The sequence below is a fragment of the Allobosea sp. FW305-C-101 genome (assembly GCF_058783685.1).
Genome location: NZ_JBYSYT010000003.1, coordinates 116,640 through 136,120, shown reverse-complemented (window position 1 = coordinate 136,120; position 19,481 = coordinate 116,640). Strand labels below are relative to the sequence as shown.

At 66.4% G+C, this 19,481-nt stretch carries 20 protein-coding genes; 12 read left to right on the top strand and 8 right to left on the bottom strand.

Annotated elements, in window-relative coordinates; translation table 11 throughout:
- Positions 1 to 142 precede the first annotated feature (142 nt).
- On the top strand, positions 143 to 310 hold the full coding sequence (locus AC3WMA_RS15250) for a hypothetical protein (RefSeq protein ID WP_156407096.1): 168 nt from the start codon (positions 143 to 145) through the stop codon (positions 308 to 310).
- A 20-nt stretch (positions 311 to 330) separates the two neighbouring features.
- Here the strand turns inward: AC3WMA_RS15250 and AC3WMA_RS15245 are convergent, their stop codons facing one another.
- The gene (locus AC3WMA_RS15245; RefSeq protein WP_492286222.1) at positions 331 to 534 is read right to left on the bottom strand and encodes a hypothetical protein; all 204 of its coding nucleotides are present in this window, start codon (positions 532 to 534) and stop codon (positions 331 to 333) included.
- A gap of 269 nt (positions 535 to 803) precedes the next feature.
- On the opposite strand from AC3WMA_RS15245, the gene AC3WMA_RS15240 reads away from it, so the two are divergent.
- The gene (locus AC3WMA_RS15240) at positions 804 to 1,367 is read left to right on the top strand and encodes a PRC-barrel domain-containing protein (RefSeq protein ID WP_492286221.1); all 564 of its coding nucleotides are present in this window, start codon (positions 804 to 806) and stop codon (positions 1,365 to 1,367) included.
- A gap of 80 nt (positions 1,368 to 1,447) precedes the next feature.
- Here AC3WMA_RS15240 and AC3WMA_RS15235 read toward each other — a convergent pair whose 3' ends face one another.
- Complete coding sequence (locus AC3WMA_RS15235; RefSeq protein ID WP_492286220.1) at positions 1,448 to 2,983, bottom strand: NAD(P)H-hydrate dehydratase; 1,536 nt, start codon at positions 2,981 to 2,983, stop codon at positions 1,448 to 1,450.
- Positions 2,984 to 3,262: 279 nt separating this feature from the next.
- Here AC3WMA_RS15235 and AC3WMA_RS15230 point away from each other — a divergent pair, with 279 nt between their 5' ends.
- The 3 genes from AC3WMA_RS15230 to AC3WMA_RS15220 all read left to right on the top strand — a co-directional run bounded on the left by AC3WMA_RS15230 (position 3,263) and on the right by AC3WMA_RS15220 (position 6,422).
- Positions 3,263 to 3,601 (top strand): P-II family nitrogen regulator, encoded by a 339-nt coding sequence (locus tag AC3WMA_RS15230; protein WP_257734831.1) that lies wholly within the window; start codon positions 3,263 to 3,265, stop codon positions 3,599 to 3,601.
- A 98-nt stretch (positions 3,602 to 3,699) separates the two neighbouring features.
- Positions 3,700 to 5,109: a type I glutamate--ammonia ligase gene (gene glnA, locus AC3WMA_RS15225; protein ID WP_492286219.1), complete on the top strand. Its 1,410-nt coding sequence runs from the start codon at positions 3,700 to 3,702 to the stop codon at positions 5,107 to 5,109.
- Between the two features lie 209 nt (positions 5,110 to 5,318).
- Complete coding sequence (locus AC3WMA_RS15220; RefSeq protein WP_492286218.1) at positions 5,319 to 6,422, top strand: glycosyltransferase family 4 protein; 1,104 nt, start codon at positions 5,319 to 5,321, stop codon at positions 6,420 to 6,422.
- A 6-nt stretch (positions 6,423 to 6,428) separates the two neighbouring features.
- On the opposite strand, the gene AC3WMA_RS15215 is transcribed toward AC3WMA_RS15220, so the two are convergent.
- The 3 genes from AC3WMA_RS15215 to AC3WMA_RS15205 form a co-directional block, all read right to left on the bottom strand.
- On the bottom strand, positions 6,429 to 7,304 hold the full coding sequence (locus tag AC3WMA_RS15215; RefSeq protein ID WP_492286217.1) for a glycosyltransferase family 2 protein: 876 nt from the start codon (positions 7,302 to 7,304) through the stop codon (positions 6,429 to 6,431).
- Entirely contained in the window at positions 7,301 to 8,692 is a 1,392-nt protein-coding gene (locus AC3WMA_RS15210; RefSeq protein ID WP_492286216.1) for a hypothetical protein, read from the bottom strand. The genes AC3WMA_RS15215 and AC3WMA_RS15210 overlap by 4 nt, the downstream gene beginning before the upstream one ends.
- Before the next feature lie 162 nt (positions 8,693 to 8,854).
- Entirely contained in the window at positions 8,855 to 9,121 is a 267-nt protein-coding gene (locus AC3WMA_RS15205; protein ID WP_492286215.1) for a hypothetical protein, read from the bottom strand.
- Positions 9,122 to 9,331: 210 nt separating this feature from the next.
- On the opposite strand from AC3WMA_RS15205, the gene parE reads away from it, so the two are divergent.
- The 3 genes from parE to AC3WMA_RS15190 all read left to right on the top strand — a co-directional run bounded on the left by parE (position 9,332) and on the right by AC3WMA_RS15190 (position 12,874).
- A complete protein-coding gene (gene parE / locus AC3WMA_RS15200; RefSeq protein WP_492286613.1) occupies positions 9,332 to 11,413 on the top strand; it encodes a DNA topoisomerase IV subunit B in 2,082 nt (693 codons plus the stop codon).
- A gap of 156 nt (positions 11,414 to 11,569) precedes the next feature.
- Positions 11,570 to 12,511, top strand: coding sequence for a LysR family transcriptional regulator (locus AC3WMA_RS15195; protein ID WP_492286214.1), 942 nt, complete (start codon positions 11,570 to 11,572; stop codon positions 12,509 to 12,511).
- Between the two features lie 102 nt (positions 12,512 to 12,613).
- Positions 12,614 to 12,874, top strand: a complete 261-nt coding sequence (locus AC3WMA_RS15190; protein ID WP_492286213.1) for a hypothetical protein — start codon at positions 12,614 to 12,616, stop codon at positions 12,872 to 12,874.
- Between the two features lie 6 nt (positions 12,875 to 12,880).
- Here the strand turns inward: AC3WMA_RS15190 and AC3WMA_RS15185 are convergent, their stop codons facing one another.
- A complete protein-coding gene (locus AC3WMA_RS15185; RefSeq protein ID WP_492286212.1) occupies positions 12,881 to 13,576 on the bottom strand; it encodes an alpha/beta fold hydrolase in 696 nt (231 codons plus the stop codon).
- 162 nt (positions 13,577 to 13,738) lie between these two features.
- Here AC3WMA_RS15185 and AC3WMA_RS15180 point away from each other — a divergent pair, with 162 nt between their 5' ends.
- On the top strand, positions 13,739 to 15,214 hold the full coding sequence (locus AC3WMA_RS15180; RefSeq protein ID WP_492286211.1) for a DEAD/DEAH box helicase: 1,476 nt from the start codon (positions 13,739 to 13,741) through the stop codon (positions 15,212 to 15,214).
- 184 nt (positions 15,215 to 15,398) lie between these two features.
- On the top strand, positions 15,399 to 16,457 hold the full coding sequence (locus AC3WMA_RS15175; RefSeq protein WP_492286210.1) for a GGDEF domain-containing protein: 1,059 nt from the start codon (positions 15,399 to 15,401) through the stop codon (positions 16,455 to 16,457).
- 6 nt (positions 16,458 to 16,463) lie between these two features.
- Here AC3WMA_RS15175 and AC3WMA_RS15170 read toward each other — a convergent pair whose 3' ends face one another.
- Positions 16,464 to 16,853: a HesB/IscA family protein gene (locus tag AC3WMA_RS15170; RefSeq protein ID WP_492286209.1), complete on the bottom strand. Its 390-nt coding sequence runs from the start codon at positions 16,851 to 16,853 to the stop codon at positions 16,464 to 16,466.
- Between the two features lie 232 nt (positions 16,854 to 17,085).
- Between AC3WMA_RS15170 and AC3WMA_RS15165 the strand changes: the two genes are divergently transcribed.
- Both AC3WMA_RS15165 and AC3WMA_RS15160 read left to right on the top strand, forming a co-directional pair.
- On the top strand, positions 17,086 to 18,153 hold the full coding sequence (locus tag AC3WMA_RS15165) for a malate/lactate/ureidoglycolate dehydrogenase (protein ID WP_492286208.1): 1,068 nt from the start codon (positions 17,086 to 17,088) through the stop codon (positions 18,151 to 18,153).
- Positions 18,154 to 18,156: 3 nt separating this feature from the next.
- Complete coding sequence (locus AC3WMA_RS15160) at positions 18,157 to 18,513, top strand: MmcQ/YjbR family DNA-binding protein (RefSeq protein WP_492286207.1); 357 nt, start codon at positions 18,157 to 18,159, stop codon at positions 18,511 to 18,513.
- On the opposite strand, the gene AC3WMA_RS15155 is transcribed toward AC3WMA_RS15160, so the two are convergent.
- On the bottom strand, positions 18,508 to 19,395 hold the full coding sequence (locus AC3WMA_RS15155) for a PhzF family phenazine biosynthesis protein (RefSeq protein ID WP_492286206.1): 888 nt from the start codon (positions 19,393 to 19,395) through the stop codon (positions 18,508 to 18,510). The two genes, AC3WMA_RS15160 and AC3WMA_RS15155, sit on opposite strands and share 6 nt — an antisense overlap.
- Positions 19,396 to 19,481: the final 86 nt, after the last annotated feature.

The window sequence follows — 19,481 nt, the reverse complement described above, 5'->3', positions numbered from 1 at the left end:
CTGTGCCTCCCGATATCGGGGCAGTGTTCTGGAACTCACTGCGTCAGGCGGCGTTGGGATCGTTGCTGCCAGCCGCCCGATTGTCACAGGAGAGCGCAATCGTGCGTTCGCACAGCGCTTGGTTGCTCAGGAGATCAGTGCCGTGAAGCTGCCCATCGTGATCCATACCGAGGAAGACTACGACCGCGCGCAGCAACGGGTCGAAGAGCTGAATGCGATGCCGGACGGCGCGGAGAAGGAACGCGAGCTGCACGCCCTTGCCGAGGCCATGCTCGCTTTCGAATTGCGGCGCGACGACGCCGACGACTGACGGTCGGCCGGCTCTCCGTCTCAGGAATCATTGCTTGCGTTGAGCTCTTCCGGGCGCAGTCCTTCATCCGGCGCCGCGGCGTGCTCAGGGCTGGCAGCCCAGGCGGCCAGGATTTCGGCGATGATGTCGGCGCGTGAGCTCCCTTGTCGATGAAGCGCGATGTGCCGGTCCAGCGCGGCCAGCGTGCGCTCATCGAGCGTTAGCGCGATCGGGGTTGTCGGCATCGGCACACCTCTCTCCTAGCGGTTGGAACAGTGTCGCACCTGCGGCGTTTCCACGAATGCAGTATTCGATCACAGCTTCGGCTAGCAAGCAAATATGCCGATGTATTCTGGTCGTTGCGCGGCGCCGTCAGGTCAACGGTAAGTCATGGCCCTTTCCAACAAGCATCTCTTCAAATCGTGAAAATCATTCATCGTTGGCCTGAACCAAATCGCCTCTCGTTTGTTGTCCAATCAACCCGCTTCACCGCGGAAACACTCTGGAGGAAGACATGATCAAGAATCATCGTTTCATGCTGTCCACCGTCGGCGTCGCGATGCTCGCGACTGCGGCCATGGCCCAGACCAGCGCCCCGACCCCGCCCTCGTCCGCTCCGGCTGCGCCTGCAGCGACACAGTCGAGCGCCAGCGCGCCGGCTGAAACCAATCTCGCCGGCCAGGGCAAGTGGCGCACCAGCAAGCTGATCGGCGTCGATGTCTACGGTCCCGACGACAAGAAGGTCGGTGATGTCACCGAAGTGATCGTCGACAAGACCGGCAAGGTCGAGATGGTGACGATCGGCGTCGGCGGCTTCCTCGGCATCGGTTCCAAGGATGTCGCGATCCCGTTCGACCAGGTGACCTGGAGCGACCAGCCGATCGCGCCGCCGGCTCCGGCCCCGGCGCCCGCTTCGTCCGGTAGCGCGGGCGGTGCCGGCAGCGCGGGTGGCGGCATGGCGTCCCCGCCGGCTGCGGCGGCTCCCAAGGCGCCGGCGATGTATCCGGACCACGGCAAGATCACGCTGACCAAGGACCAGTTGAAGTCCGCGCCGAGCGTGACCTATTCCGGCACCTGATCCGTCATGGGCAGCAATGCCGTGATGTGAGCGAGCAGGCCCGCCTCGTGAAAACGGGGCGGGCTTTTTTATGAGCCGGCTCAGGCGGCAACGAGATCACGTAGCAGCGGCTGGATCGCCTCGGGCAGATCGTCCGCGATCAGGCCCATGCCGAGCCTTTCGCCAGCAAGCCCGTGCAGCCAGACGGCGACGCAGCTTGCCTCGAATGCGGGCATGCCTTGCGCCACGAGGCCGGCAACCAGTCCGCCCAGCACATCGCCCGATCCGGCCGTCGCCAGAGCCGCCGACCCCGTGGCGTTAATCGCAGCCTGCCCATCCGGTGCGGCGATGACGGTATCGGCGCCCTTGTAGACGATCACGGCGCCGCAAGCTGCGGCAGCTCTTCGCGCGCGCTCCAGCTTCGAGGGCTCTCCGGCGATGGCGGAGTCCTTGCCGAACAGGCGCTGGAATTCGCCTTCATGCGGGGTCAGCACCGTTGCTGCGCTCTTCGCGCGATTCTGGAGATGGCTCGCGCCACCATCGGGAAGGCCGGCGAGCCAGGTCAGCGCATCGGCGTCGAGGACGGCCGGGCGGTCGCAATCGACCACAGCCCCGATCAAAGCCTTGGCGCGGAGGTCGAGCCCTAGCGCCGGGCCGGCCAGAACGGCGGCAATCCGGCGATCGGCAAGGAAGGCTTCCAGGGTCTGGCGATCGCCCACGGCTCGCTGCATCAAGGCATCCGGCCCTCGCGCAGCATGAATGGGCAAGGCCTCCGGATCGCAGAGGATCGTTGCGAGACCGGCGCCGATGCGTAGTGCGGCACGCGCGCCCAGCCGCGGCGCGCCGACGCCCGACACGCCGCCCGCGAGCACAGCGACTGCACCGCGCCGGAATTTGTGCGTATCCGCGTGATGCAGGGGCAGGACATGCCGCCAGAGCGCGGGATCGTTGCGGAAGGCCGTTGGGCCGATCGCGCTTAGGGTTGCGTCGGCGGGAATGCCGATATCGGCGAGCCGCACGCGGCCGCAAAGCACCCTGCCCGGCTGGAGCAGATGGCCGGGCTTCAACCGAAAGAAGGTGACGGTTTCGTCCGCTCTGACCGCCGCGCCCTCCGCAAGGCCGGTATCGCCCGACACGCCGCTGGGGATATCGACCGCGATGACGGGGCAAGCGGCCTCGTTGAGGATCTCCACCGCCTCGGCGAAGGCGCCCGAGAGCGGGCGCTTCAGCCCGGCCCCGAACAGCGCATCGACCATGATGTCGCTTCGCAGGTCATGGAGCGCGCTCAACGGCTCGAGCGGGCCTGCCCAGCGCCCCAGCGCGATGGCCGCATCGCCGGCAAATCCGTCTGCACCGCCCGGCAGCACCACGCGAACCGTCAGGTCGCGCTCGCGCAGGAGGCGCGCCGCGACGAAGCCGTCACCGCCATTGTTTCCCGGGCCACATACGAGCGTCACGACGCTTCCCGCCCCTGCCCGGTCGAGGACGGCATCGGCCACTGCCCGGCCTGCGCGCTCCATCAGCTCGATGCCGGGCGTGCCCTGCGCGATCGCGATGCGATCGGCCGCCGCCATTTGCTGCGTGGTCAGCAAGGCAAGCTCTGCCTTGTCCCTAATATTGGCGCCGGTATCGTCCATGCCGCATCTTCCGGCGGGCCCGGCCATCTCGCAAGTTGCGGCGGAATGCCGCTTATGATCAACAGATATGCAGATGCTCAATTTTTGTGCTGTTTACTGCCTTTCCACGAGGCGCGTTCGCGGGCGGTGCCGCATGGCGGGGCGTCGGCGCCAATGCTATGAGCAGAAGCAAGGTTGCATTCGTCAGACGGAGCGGGGCCTGTTCCCCTCAAGAATGGCGCTGCCAGCCACGTTCCGGTCCAAGCCGGAGCCCGAGATGCAAAGGAGGCCGGTCGGCGCATGAAGAAGATCGAAGCGATCATCAAGCCCTTCAAGCTGGACGAGGTGAAGGAGGCGCTCCAGGAGGTCGGGCTGCAGGGCATCACGGTGCTGGAAGCCAAGGGCTTCGGTCGCCAGAAGGGCCATACCGAGCTCTATCGCGGCGCCGAATATGTCGTCGACTTCCTGCCGAAGGTGAAGATCGAGATCGTGCTCGCCGACGAGATGCTGGATCGCGCCATCGAGGCCATCATGAAGGCCGCCCAGACCGGCCGGATCGGAGATGGCAAGATTTTTGTATCGACCATCGAGGGGGTGATCCGCATCCGTACCGGTGAGACCGGCGCGGACGCGATCTGAGGTCGTCTCCCCGATCATTGGATAACGAGCCGCTGGCCGGATTGGAGCCGGTCGCGGCAGCGTGAAATTGAATAACTGCTGGCAAGAGGAATGCTGAAATGAAAAGCGCCAAGGATGTCCTGAAGGCGATCAAGGACAACGACGTCAAGTATGTCGACTTCCGCTTCACCGACCCGCGCGGCAAGTGGCAGCACGTGACCTTCGATGTCGGCATGGTCGACGAGGACATCTTCGCCGAGGGCACGATGTTCGACGGCTCCTCGATTGCCGGCTGGAAGGCCATCAACGAGTCCGACATGCTGCTGATGCCGGATCCGACGACCGCGACGATGGATCCGTTCTTCTCGGCCGCGACGATGGTCATCAACTGCGACGTGCTCGAGCCCGGCACCGGCGAGCCCTATGGCCGCGATCCGCGCGGCATCGCCAAGAAGGCCGAGGCCTATCTGAAGTCGACCGGTATCGGCGACACCGTCTATGTCGGCCCCGAGGCCGAGTTCTTCGTCTTCGACGACGTCAAGATCGCCGCCGACCCGTACCACACCGGCTTCAAGCTCGATAACGTCGAACTGCCGACCAACGGCTACTCGGATTACGAGGGCGGCAATCTCGGCCACCGCATCGCCACCAAGGGCGGCTACTTCCCCGTCCCGCCGCAGGATTCGGCGCAGGACATGCGCGGCGAGATGCTGGCCGCGATGCAGTCGATGGGCGTGGTCGTCGAGAAGCACCACCACGAGGTCGCCTCGGCCCAGCATGAGCTCGGCATGAAGTTCGACACGCTCGTGCACACCGCCGACCTGATGCAGATCTACAAGTACGCGATCCACAACGTGGCCCAGAGCTACGGCAAGACCGCGACCTTCATGCCGAAGCCGATCTATGGCGACAACGGCTCGGGCATGCATGTCCACCAGTCGATCTGGAAGAACGGCAAGCCGGTCTTCGCCGGCAACAAGTATGCCGACCTGTCGCAGGAGTGCCTCTGGTACATCGGCGGCATCATCAAGCATGCCAAGTCGCTGAACGCCTTCACCAATCCCTCGACCAACTCCTACAAGCGCCTCGTCCCGGGCTATGAAGCTCCGGTGCTGCTCGCCTATTCGGCGCGCAACCGCTCGGCCTCCTGCCGTATTCCGTGGACGACCTCGCCGAAGGCCAAGCGCGTCGAGGTTCGCTTCCCCGATCCGATGGCGAATCCCTATCTCGCCTTCGCGGCCATGCTGATGGCCGGCCTCGATGGCATCGTGAACAAGATCGATCCGGGCCCGGCCATGGACAAGGATCTCTACGACCTGCCGCCGCGCGAGCTGAAGAAGATCCCGACGGTCTGCGGCTCGCTGCGCGAGGCGCTGGAAGCGCTCAAGAAGGACAACGCCTATCTCAAGGCCGGCGGCGTCTTCAACGACGACTTCATCGACAGCTATATCGAGCTCAAGATGCAGGACGTGGCGCGCTTCGAGATGACGCCGCACCCGGTCGAGTTCGCGATGTATTACTCCTACTGAGCGATTGCCGGCCGTCTGCGCAGGCAGCCACCGGCATTCTCGGAAGCATCAGGCCGGGGCGGAAACGTCCCGGCTTTTTCATGCGCGTAGGGCGCGAAACACTCAGCACCGGTGCCCTTTCCGGCACCGCATCCGGCCGAAGGTAACTGGACCTTCACGCGTGATCCGGCAGGTTCTGGCGACAATTGCCGAATAGCGGTGCCCCGGATTTGCAGACGATCTCGATCAACGGCCGTTTTCTCGGCCAGCCGCTGACCGGCGTGCAGCGCTTCGCCCTCGAGATGACGAAGGCGCTCGATCGGCAGATCGACGCGGGCGCGGTTCCCGAGGCGCTGAAGGATGCCCGCTGGCGTGTCCTCGCCCCTCAAGACATCCCCGAAACGCTGGAGTTCCAGCATATCGCCCTGGAGCGCTTCGGACCGTTCTCCGGCCATCTCTGGGAGCAGACCTCGCTCGCGGTCCGTGCGGCAGGGGATACCCTCGTCGGCTTCGGCGGCAGCGGGCCGCTGCTGCATCGCCGGCAGCTCGTCGTGATCCACGACGTCACCATCTTCCGACACCCGGAAGCCTTCAGCGCCTCCTATCGGGCCACGCACAAGCTCCTCGGCTTCGGGCTGACGCGCACGGCCCGCATCGCGACCGTCTCCAACTTCTCCCGCGGCGAGCTCGGCACGGTCTTTGATGTCGCGCCGGAGACCGTCCCGGTGCTCTACAACGCCACCGATCACTTCTCCGGGGTGGCGCTGGATGAATCCGTGCTGCAGCGCCTGGGGCTGGAAGGCACGAATTTCTTCTTCATGCTGGGCACCCTGAAGCCCAACAAGAATGTCGACTTCGCCATCCGGGCTTTCGATGCGCTCGGCGATCGCGGCTGGAAGCTCGTCATCGCCGGCGCGCTCGACAAGAGCGGCGTGTTCAAGGCGGACGCTCCCGCCAGCGCCGAGAACCTGATCTTCACCGGGCGGCTGACGGATGCGGAGATCGTCGCGCTCGAGCGTCACGCGCGCGCCTTCGTCTTCCCAAGCCTCTATGAGGGCTTCGGCATTCCGCCGCTGGAGGCGATGACGCAGGGCTGCCCGGTGCTTGCCGCGGACATCCCGGCCGTGCGCGAAGCCTGCGGCGAGGCGGCGCTTTACTTCGATCCGCGCGACCGTGCCAGCCTCGAAGAGGCGATGCAGCGGGTCATGGATGCTGCTGGCGATGCACTAGGGCTCGCCGAGAAAGGCCGCGCCAATCTTGCGCGCTTCTCCTGGGACAAGAGCGCCGAGACGCTTCTCGCGACCCTGTCTGAGATGGCCGCGCCGCGGCGCTGAGGGCGTCTATTTGAACGACAGGATGCGCTGCGGATTCAGCCGCGCCCGCATCAGATCGACCAGCGCGATGCCATTGCCCTTCAGGCGACCACGGCGGTCGACATAGGGCTGCTCGCGCAGGCTGCCGATGAGATTGGCCGCGACGTTGCCGGCCATCAGGCGCAGCGCCTTATGGGGCGTCATGTTGCCCTTGCGCCAGAGATAGATCGGGTTGGCGATCTGGGAGTAGCCGAAGCGCAGGCCCGATGTGCGTCCGCGCTTGCTGCCGAGATGGACGCCGCGCAGTGCCGTGCTGTGGACAATCTCGCCCTGCCCGGCCAGCTGGCGGCAGAAGTCGACATCCTCCTGCCAGCCATAGAGCGGCAGGTTCTCATCGAAACGCGCCGCCACGGCACGAGCCGCCGCCATCCGCACCAGCATGTTGCAGCCATAGGCGTTATAGGTGGGCCGGACCGTCTTCGGCTCGCCCTGGTCGGCGGCCAGGATGGCGCGAGCTTCGTCGGCGCTGATGCCGGGGCCATGGATGCCGTCGGCGAGAACCGTGCCGGTGGCCGCGACGATGTCTGGCCTGTCCCCGAACAGGGCTTCGGCCTCGGCCAGGAAATCATGCGCCGGCATGTAGTCGTCGTCGAGGAAGACGACGAGATCGGCGTTCTCGGCTGCATACAGGATCGCGTTGCGCTGGCCGCAGCTGCCGCGCCGCCCTTCGACGCGACGGATGGGCAAGGGCAAGCGCGCGGCGGCGGCCTCGTCGAAATCGGCCGGCTCTGCCGGGCAGATGATGACGGCATCCGGCAGGTGGCTCTGCCCGGTCAGATGGGCGAGCGTTGCAGACAGGACATCGCGCCGCCCCGCGGTCGCGATACCGACGACGATCTTCATGAAGCCTCCGGTGAAACGCCGCGACGCTGGAGCAGCGAGCCCAGGGTCGCGACGGCCGGCGGGATGCAAAGCAAGAAAACCGGCAGCGAGATCAGCAGGGATGTCTGGGGGGCGCTGCCATTGGCAAGCACGGCGATGACGAGGGCGGCCAAGGCGCTTCCGAGCGTGAGTGCATGCCAGCGGAAGGGCATCGACAGGAAAAGCGGCGCCCCCACGATAACCGCGGCGGCTGCTCCGGCCACGCCGCCGAAGAGCAATCCGACCAGCGTGCCGCCGGACAGATACCAGCCAATGGCGGCACCGAGATTGAGCAGGACGGCATCGGCAAGGGCGAGCCCGATGATCGGCCGCAGGCGCTGCTTCAGATGTGCGGGGGTCGGCAGCAAGGTCTGCACCCAGGCCCGCAGCAGCGCGAGGATCGTCACGGCCGGGCTCGCAAGCAGGAAGGTTTCTCGCAGCTCCGTCTTGACCAGCCAGGCTGCGGCAGGCGCCAGCAGGCACAGGAGCGCAGCGGCTGTGACGAGCGAACAGCTCGCCAGCTGGGCGTAATAGTCGCCGAGCCGCTCGCGGAATGTCGGCGCACCCGGCTCGCGGTCAAAACTGGCGACGATCTCCGGATAGCGGATGGCATGCAGCGCCGAAACCACCATGACGAAGGGACGCTGCAGGAGGTCCAGCGCGAGCAAGGCGCCGGCAGCTCCCTGTGCGCCGATCACGGCGGTCAGGAAGGCCTTGAGCCCGAGCGGTGCCAGGATTCCGGCGACGGATGCCCCGGCCGAGACGCCGCCATAGGTCAGGTGCTTCACGAGCAGGTGGCGTTGCGGCCGCTGCAATCCGTTGACGAGCGAGCCAGCCAGAAGGCGCGCCAGCACCGCATAGGCGAGATAAGCGACGAGCATGCCCGATACGGTGCCGGCCAGCGTGGGATCGAGAAGCGCCCCGCAGATTGTTCCGATGGCCAGGAACGAAGCGCGAGCGGCCTGGAGAACGGAGAACAGCCGGAAATCCTGCCGGAAACGCAGCATGGTCAGGTGCAATTCACTGCCGCCCTGGAATACGGCAACCAGCGCCCCGCCGACGGCGATGCCGATCGAAGCTGCGTCGAACGCGAAAACGCCGCCACCGGCCAGCAGGCAAAGCGCCGCGCACACTACGAAGGAATACAGGATCACCGAGCGCTGGGCCGTCTCGTCCGTGCCCGGGTAGAACCGGCTGCAGGAGAAGCGCAGCCATTCGAAGGCGGCGATGCTGCCGAACTGGCTGATCGTGACGAAGAGCGAGTAATGCGTGAAGTCCTGCGCCGGCAGGATGCGGGAGACGAGCAGCAGCAGCCCCAGCGCCAGCACGGCCTGGTAGACATAAGCTCCGAGAGCGGCGATCTGGCCCACCGGCGCGATTTTTCGCTCAGAGCGTGCCGGACGCGGCAAGCCGCGGCGCGCCACTATCGGCCGATGCGAAAATCCTGATAACGACGCGGCGCATTTCATTACCCTCCGGCCACAGGCCTAGGGCAAAAAGGTTGATATTTCCGCGCTATGCGAGGGCGGCTTTCAGGAGAAGTGCAGAACCGCGAGGCCGGCCGATGCCGCGACCGCAGCCAGCCACCAGAGCCAGCGCGAAGCATACGGATCAGGGGTCGAAAGTGGCCTGCCGATGACATCCTCATGACCGAAGGATTCGCCCGCGAGGCGTGCAGTACGCTGCAAACCCGCGATACCCGCAACCGGCACAGACTGACGCGACGCCACGGCCTTCTCCCCTTTAGGCCGATCATAGCGCATTGCGGAAATTCGCATAGGCCTGACCGTATCCATCATCCTCGGCACCGATGGTTAACGTGGGCTGAACGGGCCTGTTCCACCTCGCTCTTGCCCATGCGGACGACAGGGGTGTGACAGGAATGCGAGCTGCGATGGCGCAGCGGTTTCGATCTGCGGATGAGGTGTCTATAAGCGGTTCCTGACAGGGCGTTGCGCAACGCGATGCGCTAGAGTTCACAGTCGCGAATCAGGAAGAATCGATTGGCAATGGCGGATAACGGCGATCTTTTCGGTTCGGAGCCGGAGCGGCCCGACGCGGCAAGCCCGCGGCCGGAAGTGCGCCCGCCTGCCGCAGCCCCCAAGGCCGCGCCGGCGCCGGCTGCCCCTGCCCGCAACGGCACGCTGTCCGAGGCCGGCTACGACGCCTCCGCCATCGAGGTTCTCGAGGGGCTGGAGCCAGTCCGCCGCCGGCCGGGCATGTATATCGGCGGTACCGACGAGCGCGCCCTGCATCACCTCTTCGCCGAGGTGATCGATAACGCCATGGACGAGGCAGTGGCCGGCCACGCCACCTTCATCGATGTCGAATTGTTCGAGGACGGCTCGCTCGCCGTCACCGACAATGGCCGCGGCATCCCGGTCGATCCGCACCCGAAATTCCCCGGCAAGTCGGCGCTCGAAGTCATCATGACGACGCTGCATGCCGGCGGAAAGTTCGATTCCAAGGCCTATGAGACCTCGGGCGGCCTGCACGGCGTCGGCGTCTCCGTCGTCAACGCGCTGTCGGATCGGCTGGAGGTCGAGGTCGCGCGCGGCAAGACGCTCTATCGCCAGATCTTCTCGCGCGGCCTGCCGCAGGGGCCGCTGGAGACGGTCGGCGCTGTCGCCAACCGGCGCGGCACCAGGGTGCGTTTCCATCCCGACGCGCAGATCTTCGGCGAGGGCGCGCATTTCTCCCCGGCCCGCCTGTTCAGGATGGCCCGCTCCAAGGCCTATCTCTTCGGCGGCGTCGAGATCCGCTGGACCTGCGCGCCCGCGCTGCTGAAGCCCGAGGGCGATGTCGCGGCCGAGGCGGTGTTCCGCTTCCCCGGGGGCTTGCGCGACTATCTCGGCCGCGAGATCGAGGGCAAGGATCTGGTCGCCGAGCCGATCTTCTCCGGCAAGATCACGAAGGATGGCAGCCACGGCTCGCTCGAATGGGCGGTGGCCTGGCTGGCGACCGGCGAGGACGGCTTCTCGTCCTCGTACTGCAATACGATCCCGACGCCTGAGGGCGGCACCCATGAGCAGGGCCTGCGCATCGCGCTGCTGCGCGGTCTGCGCGACCATGCCGAGCGCATCGGCCAGTCCAAGCGCATGGCGCAGGTCACCTCCGACGACGTGATGGCGACCTGTGCCGCCATGCTCTCGGTGTTCATCCGCGAGCCGGAATTCCAGGGCCAGACCAAGGACAAACTCGCAACGCAGGAAGCCCATCGCATCGTCGAGAACGCGATCCGCGACGCCTTTGATCATTGGCTGGCGGCCGCGCCGCAGCAGGCTTTGCGCCTGCTCGACTGGTCGGTCGACCGGGCCGAGGAGCGCCTGCGCCGGCGCCTCGAAAAGGAGGTCTCGCGCAAGACGGCGACCCGGAAGCTCCGCCTGCCCGGCAAGCTTGCCGACTGTTCCAACGCTGGCGCGGCCGGCTCCGAGCTCTTCATCGTCGAGGGCGACTCGGCTGGCGGCTCCGCCAAGCAGGCGCGCAACCGCGCTAACCAGGCGATCCTGCCCTTGCGCGGCAAGATCCTCAACGTTGCCAACGCGACGCGCGAGAAGCTGAACCAGAACCAGCAGCTCGCCGACCTGATCCTGGCGCTCGGCTGCGGCATCGGCACCCAGTTCCGCGAGGACGACCTGCGCTACGAGAAGGTCATTGTCATGACCGACGCGGATGTCGACGGCGCCCATATCGCCTCTCTGCTCGTCACCTTCTTCTGGCGTCAGATGCCGCGCCTGATCGAGAAGGGCCATCTCTATCTCGCCGTGCCGCCGCTCTACCGACTCCAGCACGGGGGAAAGAGCGTCTATGCCCGCAACGACGCCCATAAGGACGAGCTGATCGAGACGGTGTTCAAGGGCAAGAAGCCGGAGATATCGCGCTTCAAGGGCCTCGGCGAAATGATGCCGGCGCAGCTCAAGGAAACCACGATGGACCCGAGCAAGCGCATCCTGCTCAAGGTCATGGTCGATCACGAGGCCAAGGAGGAGACCTCCGACACGGTCGAGCGCCTGATGGGCAACAAGCCGGAAGCGCGCTTCGTCTTCATCCAGGAACGCGCCGCCTTTGCCGGCGAACTGATCGACCTGTGAATGCTGAGCCCTGCATGTTTGCAGGGCTGGGGCTCAAGCCCGGCGGGCTGCCCGACGCAACCTTTCCCGGCAGGGTTCGCGCATGTCGAACCCTCCCCATACCCCGGACCGCCATGACCGCCGCCACCACTCCAACTGGGACTGGCCACTGACGGCATGGGCGAGCCTGCTTCCCCTCCATCTGGACGCGACGGTGAACTGGCATCGCCAGCCGGACAGGCGTCCTGGGACGATATCCGGATCTTCAACGCCATCGTCGTCGGCGGGTCGATGGCCGTGGCGGCGGCGCAGCTAGGCCTGAGCGAGGCCACCGTCGCGCGCCGGCTCAAGGGCCTCGAAACCGAACTCGGGTTGCAGCTCTTCACCCGCGAGGCCAACCGGCTCATGCCGACCGCCATCGGTATGGAGCTCGCGGCCGAGGCTGCCCTCGTCGAGGCCGCAGCCAAGCGCTTCGCGATCCGCGCCGACGCCGCCCGCCCGCGCGCCGATGCACCGGTCCGGATCACCGCCACGACCTCGATCAGTCTGTTCCTGACCATGAACGCGACGGCGATCTCGCAGGCGGCCGGCGGGGTCGAGATCGTGATCATCAGCACGCGCAACAGGCTCGACCTGGCGCGCGGCGAGGCCGATATCGCGCTGCGGATGACGAGAGTTCCGGGTGAGCCCGGCCATTATGCCCAGAAGGTCGGGCGCCTGATGCAGACGCTCTATGTCCGCCGCGACATCGATCCCGCGACGGCTCCGATCATCTCGGTGAACCGCGAAACCTCGTCGCGGATCGACGATCACATCATGGCTTATGCCGCGGGGCGGACGATCGCGGCCCGCGTCGGCGATTCGGCTGCCCGCTATGAAAGCATCCGTTCGGCCGGCGCTCTGTCGATGGCGCCCTGCTTCATGGGGGACGCCGACCCGACTCTGCGCCGCCTTGAGCCGCCACTAGACGAGACCGGCGATGATATCTTCCTCGTCTCGCATGAGGTCTCGCGCCGCAGACCCGGCGTCGCCGCAGTGCTGACGGCGTTGCGCAAGCTCTTCAAGGAGAATCAGGCGCGTCTCACCGGCAGAGGAGCCGGCGCCGGAGGTGATCCTTAAAGTCGTCGGCACTCCGGCAAGACTTGGCTAACCATCCTTTTACTGCTCTGGGCGCATGCTGCCGCAAAAGCTCGTGATGTCACGGGCCGTGGAGAGTGCGCCATGCGCCTGATCGAAATGTTCTGGAAGGACAACCGCGGCACGTTTGCCGCCGATATCGCCAAGGCCGGCGCGGCCATCGCCTTCCTGTCGGTCATCGCCGCGAATTTTCTGTCGAGCCAGACCGCCTCGCTCGACAAGGAGCGCATGGCCGCGGTCAGTCTCGCCGCCTCGAAGCGCCTGCCCACCGACCCGATGATCACCGGCTCGATCGGCCAGACCGCGAACGCGACGAAGCTCGACCCCTGCGCCCTGCCCCGCTGATCGCGCTCAGCCGAGCCAGCGCAGCAGCTCAGCAGTCACGACTTCCGGCGCTTCCAGCGTCGACAGATGGCCGCAGCCGGGTACGATCGCGAGGCGGGCCCTCTCGCCGACAAGGCCGGCCATTTCCCGCGCTTCCGCCACAGGCGTGATCTCGTCCTCCTGTCCGACCGAAACCAGCGTCGGAATGGCGAGGTTCGCCAGTAGCGGCCGTGAATCCGGCCGCTTCATGATCGCTTTCTGCTGGCGTGCGAAACCTTCCGCCCCCACATCATCAGCCATCTGGCGCACCAGCAGGCGCAGCGGCTCGTCGGTCAGGCGCGCTGGTGCCACGAGCTTCTGCCAGAGCAGCGTCGTGACATTGTCGAAGGCGCCCTTCTCGGCCAGCGCGATCATCTGCTCGCGTGGCTCGTTCGTCTCGGGCGTCGCCGGTTTGGCGCTGGTATCGAGCAAGGCAAGCCGCGTCACGCGCTCCGGCGCCTGCCGCAGAACCTCGAACGCGATGTAGCCGCCCATCGACAGGCCACAGAGCGCGAAACGGGGCGGCGCGGCCGCGAGCAGGCGTTGCGCGATGGCGGATAACGTGTCGTCGCGAGCGTGATCGGCGACGAGAATAGGCCGGCCATCGGCCAGCGCAGGCCATTGCGGAGCGTAGAGTGCAGCATTGCAACTTAGGCCGGGAACGAGAACGAGCGGCTCCTTCATGGGGCTAAAGCAGTCCTTTCATGGCTAGATGATTGACTTTGCCGCGTTTTCTTTGCATTCCACACGGGTCCGAAGGCGCGCAGGAACTGTCGTCGCGCCAACGTGGTGGTTGAGCAGGTCATCCCGCCGCGTTTCACCGACCCAGAAGAAGCACGATACGCGATGTCATTTGCCGAACTCGGCTTGAGCGAAAAGGTTCTGACGGCCGTCACGGCCGCAGGCTATAACACGCCGACCCCCATCCAGGCCCAGGCCATTCCGCATGTTCTTGCCCGCAAGGACGTTCTGGGCATCGCCCAGACCGGCACCGGCAAGACCGCGGCCTTCACGCTGCCGATGCTGACCATCCTGGAAACCGGCCGCGCCCGGGCCCGGATGCCGCGCACCCTGATCCTGGAGCCGACACGCGAGCTCGCGGCGCAGGTCGAGGAGAACTTCGTCCGCTATGGCGTGAACCAGAAGCTTTCGGTGGCGCTGCTGATCGGCGGCGTCTCCTTCGGCGATCAGGACGCCAAGATCACCCGTGGCGTCGACGTGCTGATCGCGACGCCCGGCCGCCTGCTCGACCATGTCGAGCGCGGCAAGCTGCTGCTCACCGGCGTCGAGCTCCTCGTCATCGACGAGGCCGACCGCATGCTCGACATGGGCTTCATCCCGGACATCGAGCGTGTCTGCAAGCTTGTTCCCTTCACCCGGCAGACGCTGTTCTTCACCGCGACGATGCCGCCGGAGATCACCCGCATCTCCGAGCAGTTCCTGCACAACCCGGTCCGCGTCGAGGTTTCCCGACCGGCGACGGCGGCCGCGACGATCACGCAACGCCTGATCGCCTCGAACGCCCAGGATTTCGAGAAGCGCGAGACGCTGCGCAAGCTGATCAAGGGCGCGACCGATCTCCAGAACGCGATCGTGTTCTGCAACCGCAAGCGCGATGTCGCGACCCTGCACAAGTCGCTGCAGCGCCATGGCTTCCCGGCCGTCGCGCTCCACGGCGACATGGACCAATACGCCCGCATGGCGGCACTGGAATCCTTCCGCACCGGCGAGAACCCGATCCTCGTCGCCTCGGACGTCGCGGCTCGCGGCCTCGACATCCCCGCCGTCAGCCATGTCTTCAATTTCGACGTGCCGACCCATGCCGAGGACTATGTCCACCGCATCGGCCGTACCGGCCGCGCCGGCCGCGAAGGCGCCTCCTTCACCATCGTCACCCGCCATGACGACAAGCTCGTTGCGGCGATCGAGAAACTGACCGGCCAGACCATCGCCTTCGAAGGTCCCGGCCTCGATGCCCTGCCTCCTGGCCAGCCGCGCGAAGAACGCCATGGCGGCCGCCGCGACGAGAAGCGCTCGTCGTCGCGCGGTGGGCGCGGGCGTCCGGAACGTGGCGCGCGTGCAGAAGCAGGAGCCCCGCGGTCCGACACGGTCGAGAATGCGGACGATACGCAGCGCAAGCCGCGCCGCGTGCCGATCCGGCCCGATTCCGAAACGGCCGCACCCCCGCCCGCCGCACGCAACCAGGACGCTCCTCGCCGCGGGCGCGGTTCGCATGGTCGTGACGATGATGACGGCCCGCAGGTGAAGGGGCTGGGCGATCACGTCCCGGCCTTCCTGCTGCGCCCGACACGTGTCGGATAACGTTACGGCATCAACCCGTTTTTAACATCATCGCCCTAGATTGCGTTTTGTCGCGATGGGATGACCTTCGCGGCGGACGGGCGCATGCCGCCGTATATACGGACAGGATGTCCCGCTTCGATTGTTTGATCGAAGCTGACGTGGCCGAAGGCCGCGACCCGGCTTCATACCGGATGGCGAAGGCATGGACGACCTGGTTTCGGTTCCCGCCCGCACTGATGATCTCGCCGAGCGCGTCGTTGCGGCGATGCGAGAGCATGGCTCGCCGAGCTATCCTCGCGCCTTCGAGGTCTGGTACGCCCATCTCAGCGGCGAGATCCCGGCCGTCAGCATCGCGATGAACGCGATCATCGCCGGCAGCGACGGCAAGGTCTCCGCCGCTGATATCGACAGCCTCTACGAGCGCTTCATCAGCACCGAGCGCTTCTCGCGTCAGGCCGAGCGTACGAGCCTGCAGGTGCTCGGCGAGATCGACGCGATGATGGGCCTCGTCGACAAGGCGCTCGGCTCCAGCGAGCTCTATCACGGGCGTCTCTGTGCCATGTCCGAGGACGTGCCGCCCGCGACCGACCGCCACAAGCTGCGCGAATGGGTCGAGGCGCTGGTGATGTCGACCCGCGAGGAAGTCACGCGCAAGGCCCAGCTCGAGGCGGAGCTCCGCAACAGCTCCAATGAAATCCGCAACCTGCGCGAGGCGCTGGAATCAACGCGCGCCGAAGCCCTCACCGATCCGCTGACCGGGCTCGCCAACCGCCGCCATTTCGAGGAGATGCTGCAGAAGTCGATCGATCAGGCGACGCTGCGCCGCGAGCCCTTCGCGCTGGTCATGGCCGATATCGACTTCTTCAAGCGCTTCAACGACGCTCACGGCCATCTGACGGGTGACCAGGTGCTCCGCCTCGTCGCGCGCACGATGAAGGACAAGTTCAAGGACAAGGCCATCATCACCCGCTTCGGCGGCGAGGAATTCGCCATCATCCTGCCGGAAGCCGATCTGATTGCCGGCAAATTCGGCGCCGAGACGGTGCGCCAGGCGCTGCTGACCCGCGAGTTGATCAAGCGCTCGACCAATGTGAATCTTGGCCGGATTACCATCTCGCTCGGCGTCGCCAGCTACCGCCGCGGCGATACGGCCGGCTCCCTGGTGGACCGGGCCGACCAGTCGCTGATGCAGGCCAAGCGCGACGGCCGCAACCGCACCGTCACCGAGGATGCGCTGGAAACGACGACCCGCGTCGCCTGAGCTGGCTCAGGGCGCCGTCAGGGCGCTCTCGCTGCGCGGCTTGATCTCGACGGATTCGCCGCAGCCGCAGGCCGAGACCTGATTGGGGTTGTTAAAGACGAAGGTCGAGGAGAACCGGTCCGTCTTGAAGTCGAGCTCGGTGCCGAGCAGGAACAGCACGGCCTTGGCATCGACGACCACCGTCGCGTCCTTGTCGGTCACTATCTCGTCGCCCTTGTTGAGCGCCCGCGCGATCTCGAAGGTGTATTCCATGCCGGCGCAGCCGCCCTTCTTGACGCCGACCCTGAGGCCGAGCGCCGGAGCATCCCCGCCAGGGGATTGCACCATGATCTCGCGGATGCGGGCCGCCGCGGCGTCGGTCAGCGAAATGACCTTGAGGCCCGGTATCGAAAACATCTGTTTCCCTCCTCGACCGGGTTCAAGGCCCGGTGAAGCAAGATTGTTCCAGACAACATAGGGATCGGCAGGGCTTTCGTCGAGATGCAGACGGCGCGCCATGCGCCCGCGATCCAGCCCCTGCCCGCCTCACGCATTGCGGAACGGGCCGGCTCATGCACTCTGGCGCCTGGGAATCCCCGAGGCTCCAAGACCTCGTCCAACAAGACCTCTTCCAAACGGCAGGAACACCATGGCGCATCGTCTGCATCGCCCCGAATCGCTGCATGCCCTCGTCCGCGACATGGTCGTGAAAGCCGGCTGGACCGAGGCCGAGGCACAAGAGACCGCCGATCACCTCGTCCTCGCCAATCTCAGCGGCCATGACAGCCATGGCGTCGGCATGCTGCCGCTCTATTTCCAGTCGCTGGCCGATGGCAATCTCAGCCCGGCCTCGCAGCCGCAGACGCGGCTCGATGCGGCGCCCTTCCTGATCATCGACGGCAAGATCGCGCTCGGCCAGCCGAATGCGCGCAACGCCGTCGACCGGGCGATCGCCATGGCGCAGACGGGCGGTGTTGCCATCGTCAACCTGCTCGATTCCCATCATATCGGCCGCATCGGCCATTATGCCGAGGTCGCGGCCGAGGCCGGGCTGATCTCCTTCTTTTGGGTCAATGTCGCCGGCCGCCCGCCGATCGTCGCGCCCTATGCGGCGAAGGAAGCCCGTTTCGGCACCAATCCCCACGCGATCGGCATCCCCGTTCCCGGCGGCGATCCGTTGATCCTCGACTTCGCCACCAGCCGCATGGCCCATGGCAAGGCGCGCGTTGCGCTCAACAAGGGCGAGCAGGTGGCGCCCGGCTATATCATCGACGGCGAGGGCCGCCCGACGACCGACCCGGCCCACGTCTTTGCCAGCCCGGACCACTCGCTCGGAGCGTTGTTGCCCTTCGGCGACCACAAGGGTGCCGGCCTCTCGCTGATCGCGGAATTGCTCTCTGCCGGGCTGATGGGCGCCGCGCGGATCGATGAGAAGCCGCAGAAGACCTGGGTGATCAACTCGCTCTTCGGCGTCATCATCGATCCGGCCCGGTTGGAGCCTGATGCAGAGCTGCGCCGCAGCCGCACCGAGAGTTATCTCGCCTTCGTGCGCGCGGCAAAACCGATGGACCCCGCCAATCCGGTGCTGGCGCCCGGCGACAAGGAGCGCAAGGTCAAGATCGAGCGGCAGGCGGCCGGCATTCCGCTGGACGACGAGACCTGGTCGCAGATCGTCGCCGCCGCCAAGCAGCACGGCATCGATGCCGAGAGCTACTGAGCCATGTCGCCTGAAGCCTATAACGCCTTCTGTGCCTCGCTGACCGCCACCAGCCATGTCGTGCAATGGGGTGGCGCCGATGTCTGGAAGGTCGGCGGCAAGGTCTTCGCGATCGGCCGGCAGCAGGAGGATGGCGAGATGGCCGTCTCCTTCAAATGCTCGCCGATGGGTTTCGACATTCTGAGCGAGCAGCCGGGCCTCAGGCCCGCGCCCTATCTCGCCTCGCGCGGCATGAAGTGGATTCAGTGGCTCACCGGAGAGAGCATGCCGGACGACGCCCTGCGCGATTACCTCGCCGAGAGCCACCGCCTCGCCGCCGCCGGGCTGACGAAGCGGGTGCGGGCGGAGCTCGGTCTATAGCAGCGCCTCGCCGCGGAACATCGGCACGCAGCCGCCGCCGACCCGCGAGCGGAAACCGTCGGCAGCGCGGCGCGAGGTGACGTTCAGCAGACTCGGGCGGCCCATCTCGACGCCCTGGGTGATGCTGTAGGCGGCCTCGTCGCCGCCATCGAGTGACAGCAGCAGCGCTCCCAGCGTGGCGCTGGCGCTGCCGGTGGCCGGGTCCTCCCAGGTGCCGGCCAGCGGGGCGAACATCCGAGCGCGGATGGCATTGCCGTCGCGAGCATAGAGGAACAGCGACAGCCGCCCCTGCAATTCCGGGTGCTGGCTTTCGAGCTTGCGGAAGGCCGCGATGTCGGGCGTCGCGCCTGCAAGCGCGGCCGGCGTGACCTGTGTCAGCACGAATTTCACGCCGAGCGAGGCCTGGACCGGCTTGTGGCCGCTGGTGACGATATCGGAAGCGGCCACGCCCACGCAGGCCGCGATCCCGTCGGCGGGCAATTCGATGCCGAGCGACAAAGCCTGCGGCGCGGCGATGACGGCGCCCGTGACCGCCCCGGCGGCATCGCGCTCCACGGCGATCTCGACCAGCCCGGCCATCTGCTCGAAGCGCAGCACGCCGCCGCGGTCGCGGCCATGGCGGGCCAGCACGCAGGCCGTGCCGACATTGGGATGGCCGGCAAAGGGCATTTCGGCCGTGCGATGGAAGATGCGCACGCGCGCGTCATTGGCCGGATCGTCCGGCGGCAGGACGAAGGTCGTCTCGCTATAGTTCATCTCCGCCGCGAGCGATTGCATCTGCGCGTCGGACAGCCCGCTGGCATCGGTGAAGACCGCGAGCTGGTTGCCGCCGAAGGGGCGATCGGTGAAGACGTCGACGGTTTCGTAGGGAAAGCTCGGCATGGCAGGCTCCGATGGCGACAGGCGCGCGTCCCATCCTAATGCCATTCTTCGCCAGCCGGGAATAATGAAGGTCGATCATGCGATCG

What these genes read in the sequence shown, in the direction of transcription:
- AC3WMA_RS15180 (WP_492286211.1), top strand. Translation starts at nt 13,739, where the DNA reads ATGTCATTTGCCGAACTCGGCTTGAGCGAAAAGGTTCTGACGGCCGTC.
- AC3WMA_RS15230 (WP_257734831.1), top strand. Translation starts at nt 3,263, where the DNA reads ATGAAGAAGATCGAAGCGATCATCAAGCCCTTCAAGCTGGACGAGGTG.
- AC3WMA_RS15170 (WP_492286209.1), bottom strand. Translation starts at nt 16,853, where the DNA reads ATGTTTTCGATACCGGGCCTCAAGGTCATTTCGCTGACCGACGCCGCG.
- AC3WMA_RS15190 (WP_492286213.1), top strand. Translation starts at nt 12,614, where the DNA reads ATGCGCCTGATCGAAATGTTCTGGAAGGACAACCGCGGCACGTTTGCC.
- glnA (WP_492286219.1), top strand. Translation starts at nt 3,700, where the DNA reads ATGAAAAGCGCCAAGGATGTCCTGAAGGCGATCAAGGACAACGACGTC.
- parE (WP_492286613.1), top strand. Translation starts at nt 9,332, where the DNA reads ATGGCGGATAACGGCGATCTTTTCGGTTCGGAGCCGGAGCGGCCCGAC.
- AC3WMA_RS15215 (WP_492286217.1), bottom strand. Translation starts at nt 7,304, where the DNA reads ATGAAGATCGTCGTCGGTATCGCGACCGCGGGGCGGCGCGATGTCCTG.
- AC3WMA_RS15185 (WP_492286212.1), bottom strand. Translation starts at nt 13,576, where the DNA reads ATGAAGGAGCCGCTCGTTCTCGTTCCCGGCCTAAGTTGCAATGCTGCA.
- AC3WMA_RS15245 (WP_492286222.1), bottom strand. Translation starts at nt 534, where the DNA reads ATGCCGACAACCCCGATCGCGCTAACGCTCGATGAGCGCACGCTGGCC.
- AC3WMA_RS15195 (WP_492286214.1), top strand. Translation starts at nt 11,570, where the DNA reads ATGGGCGAGCCTGCTTCCCCTCCATCTGGACGCGACGGTGAACTGGCA.
- AC3WMA_RS15160 (WP_492286207.1), top strand. Translation starts at nt 18,157, where the DNA reads ATGTCGCCTGAAGCCTATAACGCCTTCTGTGCCTCGCTGACCGCCACC.
- AC3WMA_RS15235 (WP_492286220.1), bottom strand. Translation starts at nt 2,983, where the DNA reads ATGGACGATACCGGCGCCAATATTAGGGACAAGGCAGAGCTTGCCTTG.
- AC3WMA_RS15175 (WP_492286210.1), top strand. Translation starts at nt 15,399, where the DNA reads ATGGACGACCTGGTTTCGGTTCCCGCCCGCACTGATGATCTCGCCGAG.
- AC3WMA_RS15205 (WP_492286215.1), bottom strand. Translation starts at nt 9,121, where the DNA reads ATGATGGATACGGTCAGGCCTATGCGAATTTCCGCAATGCGCTATGAT.
- AC3WMA_RS15240 (WP_492286221.1), top strand. Translation starts at nt 804, where the DNA reads ATGATCAAGAATCATCGTTTCATGCTGTCCACCGTCGGCGTCGCGATG.
- AC3WMA_RS15155 (WP_492286206.1), bottom strand. Translation starts at nt 19,395, where the DNA reads ATGCCGAGCTTTCCCTACGAAACCGTCGACGTCTTCACCGATCGCCCC.
- AC3WMA_RS15165 (WP_492286208.1), top strand. Translation starts at nt 17,086, where the DNA reads ATGGCGCATCGTCTGCATCGCCCCGAATCGCTGCATGCCCTCGTCCGC.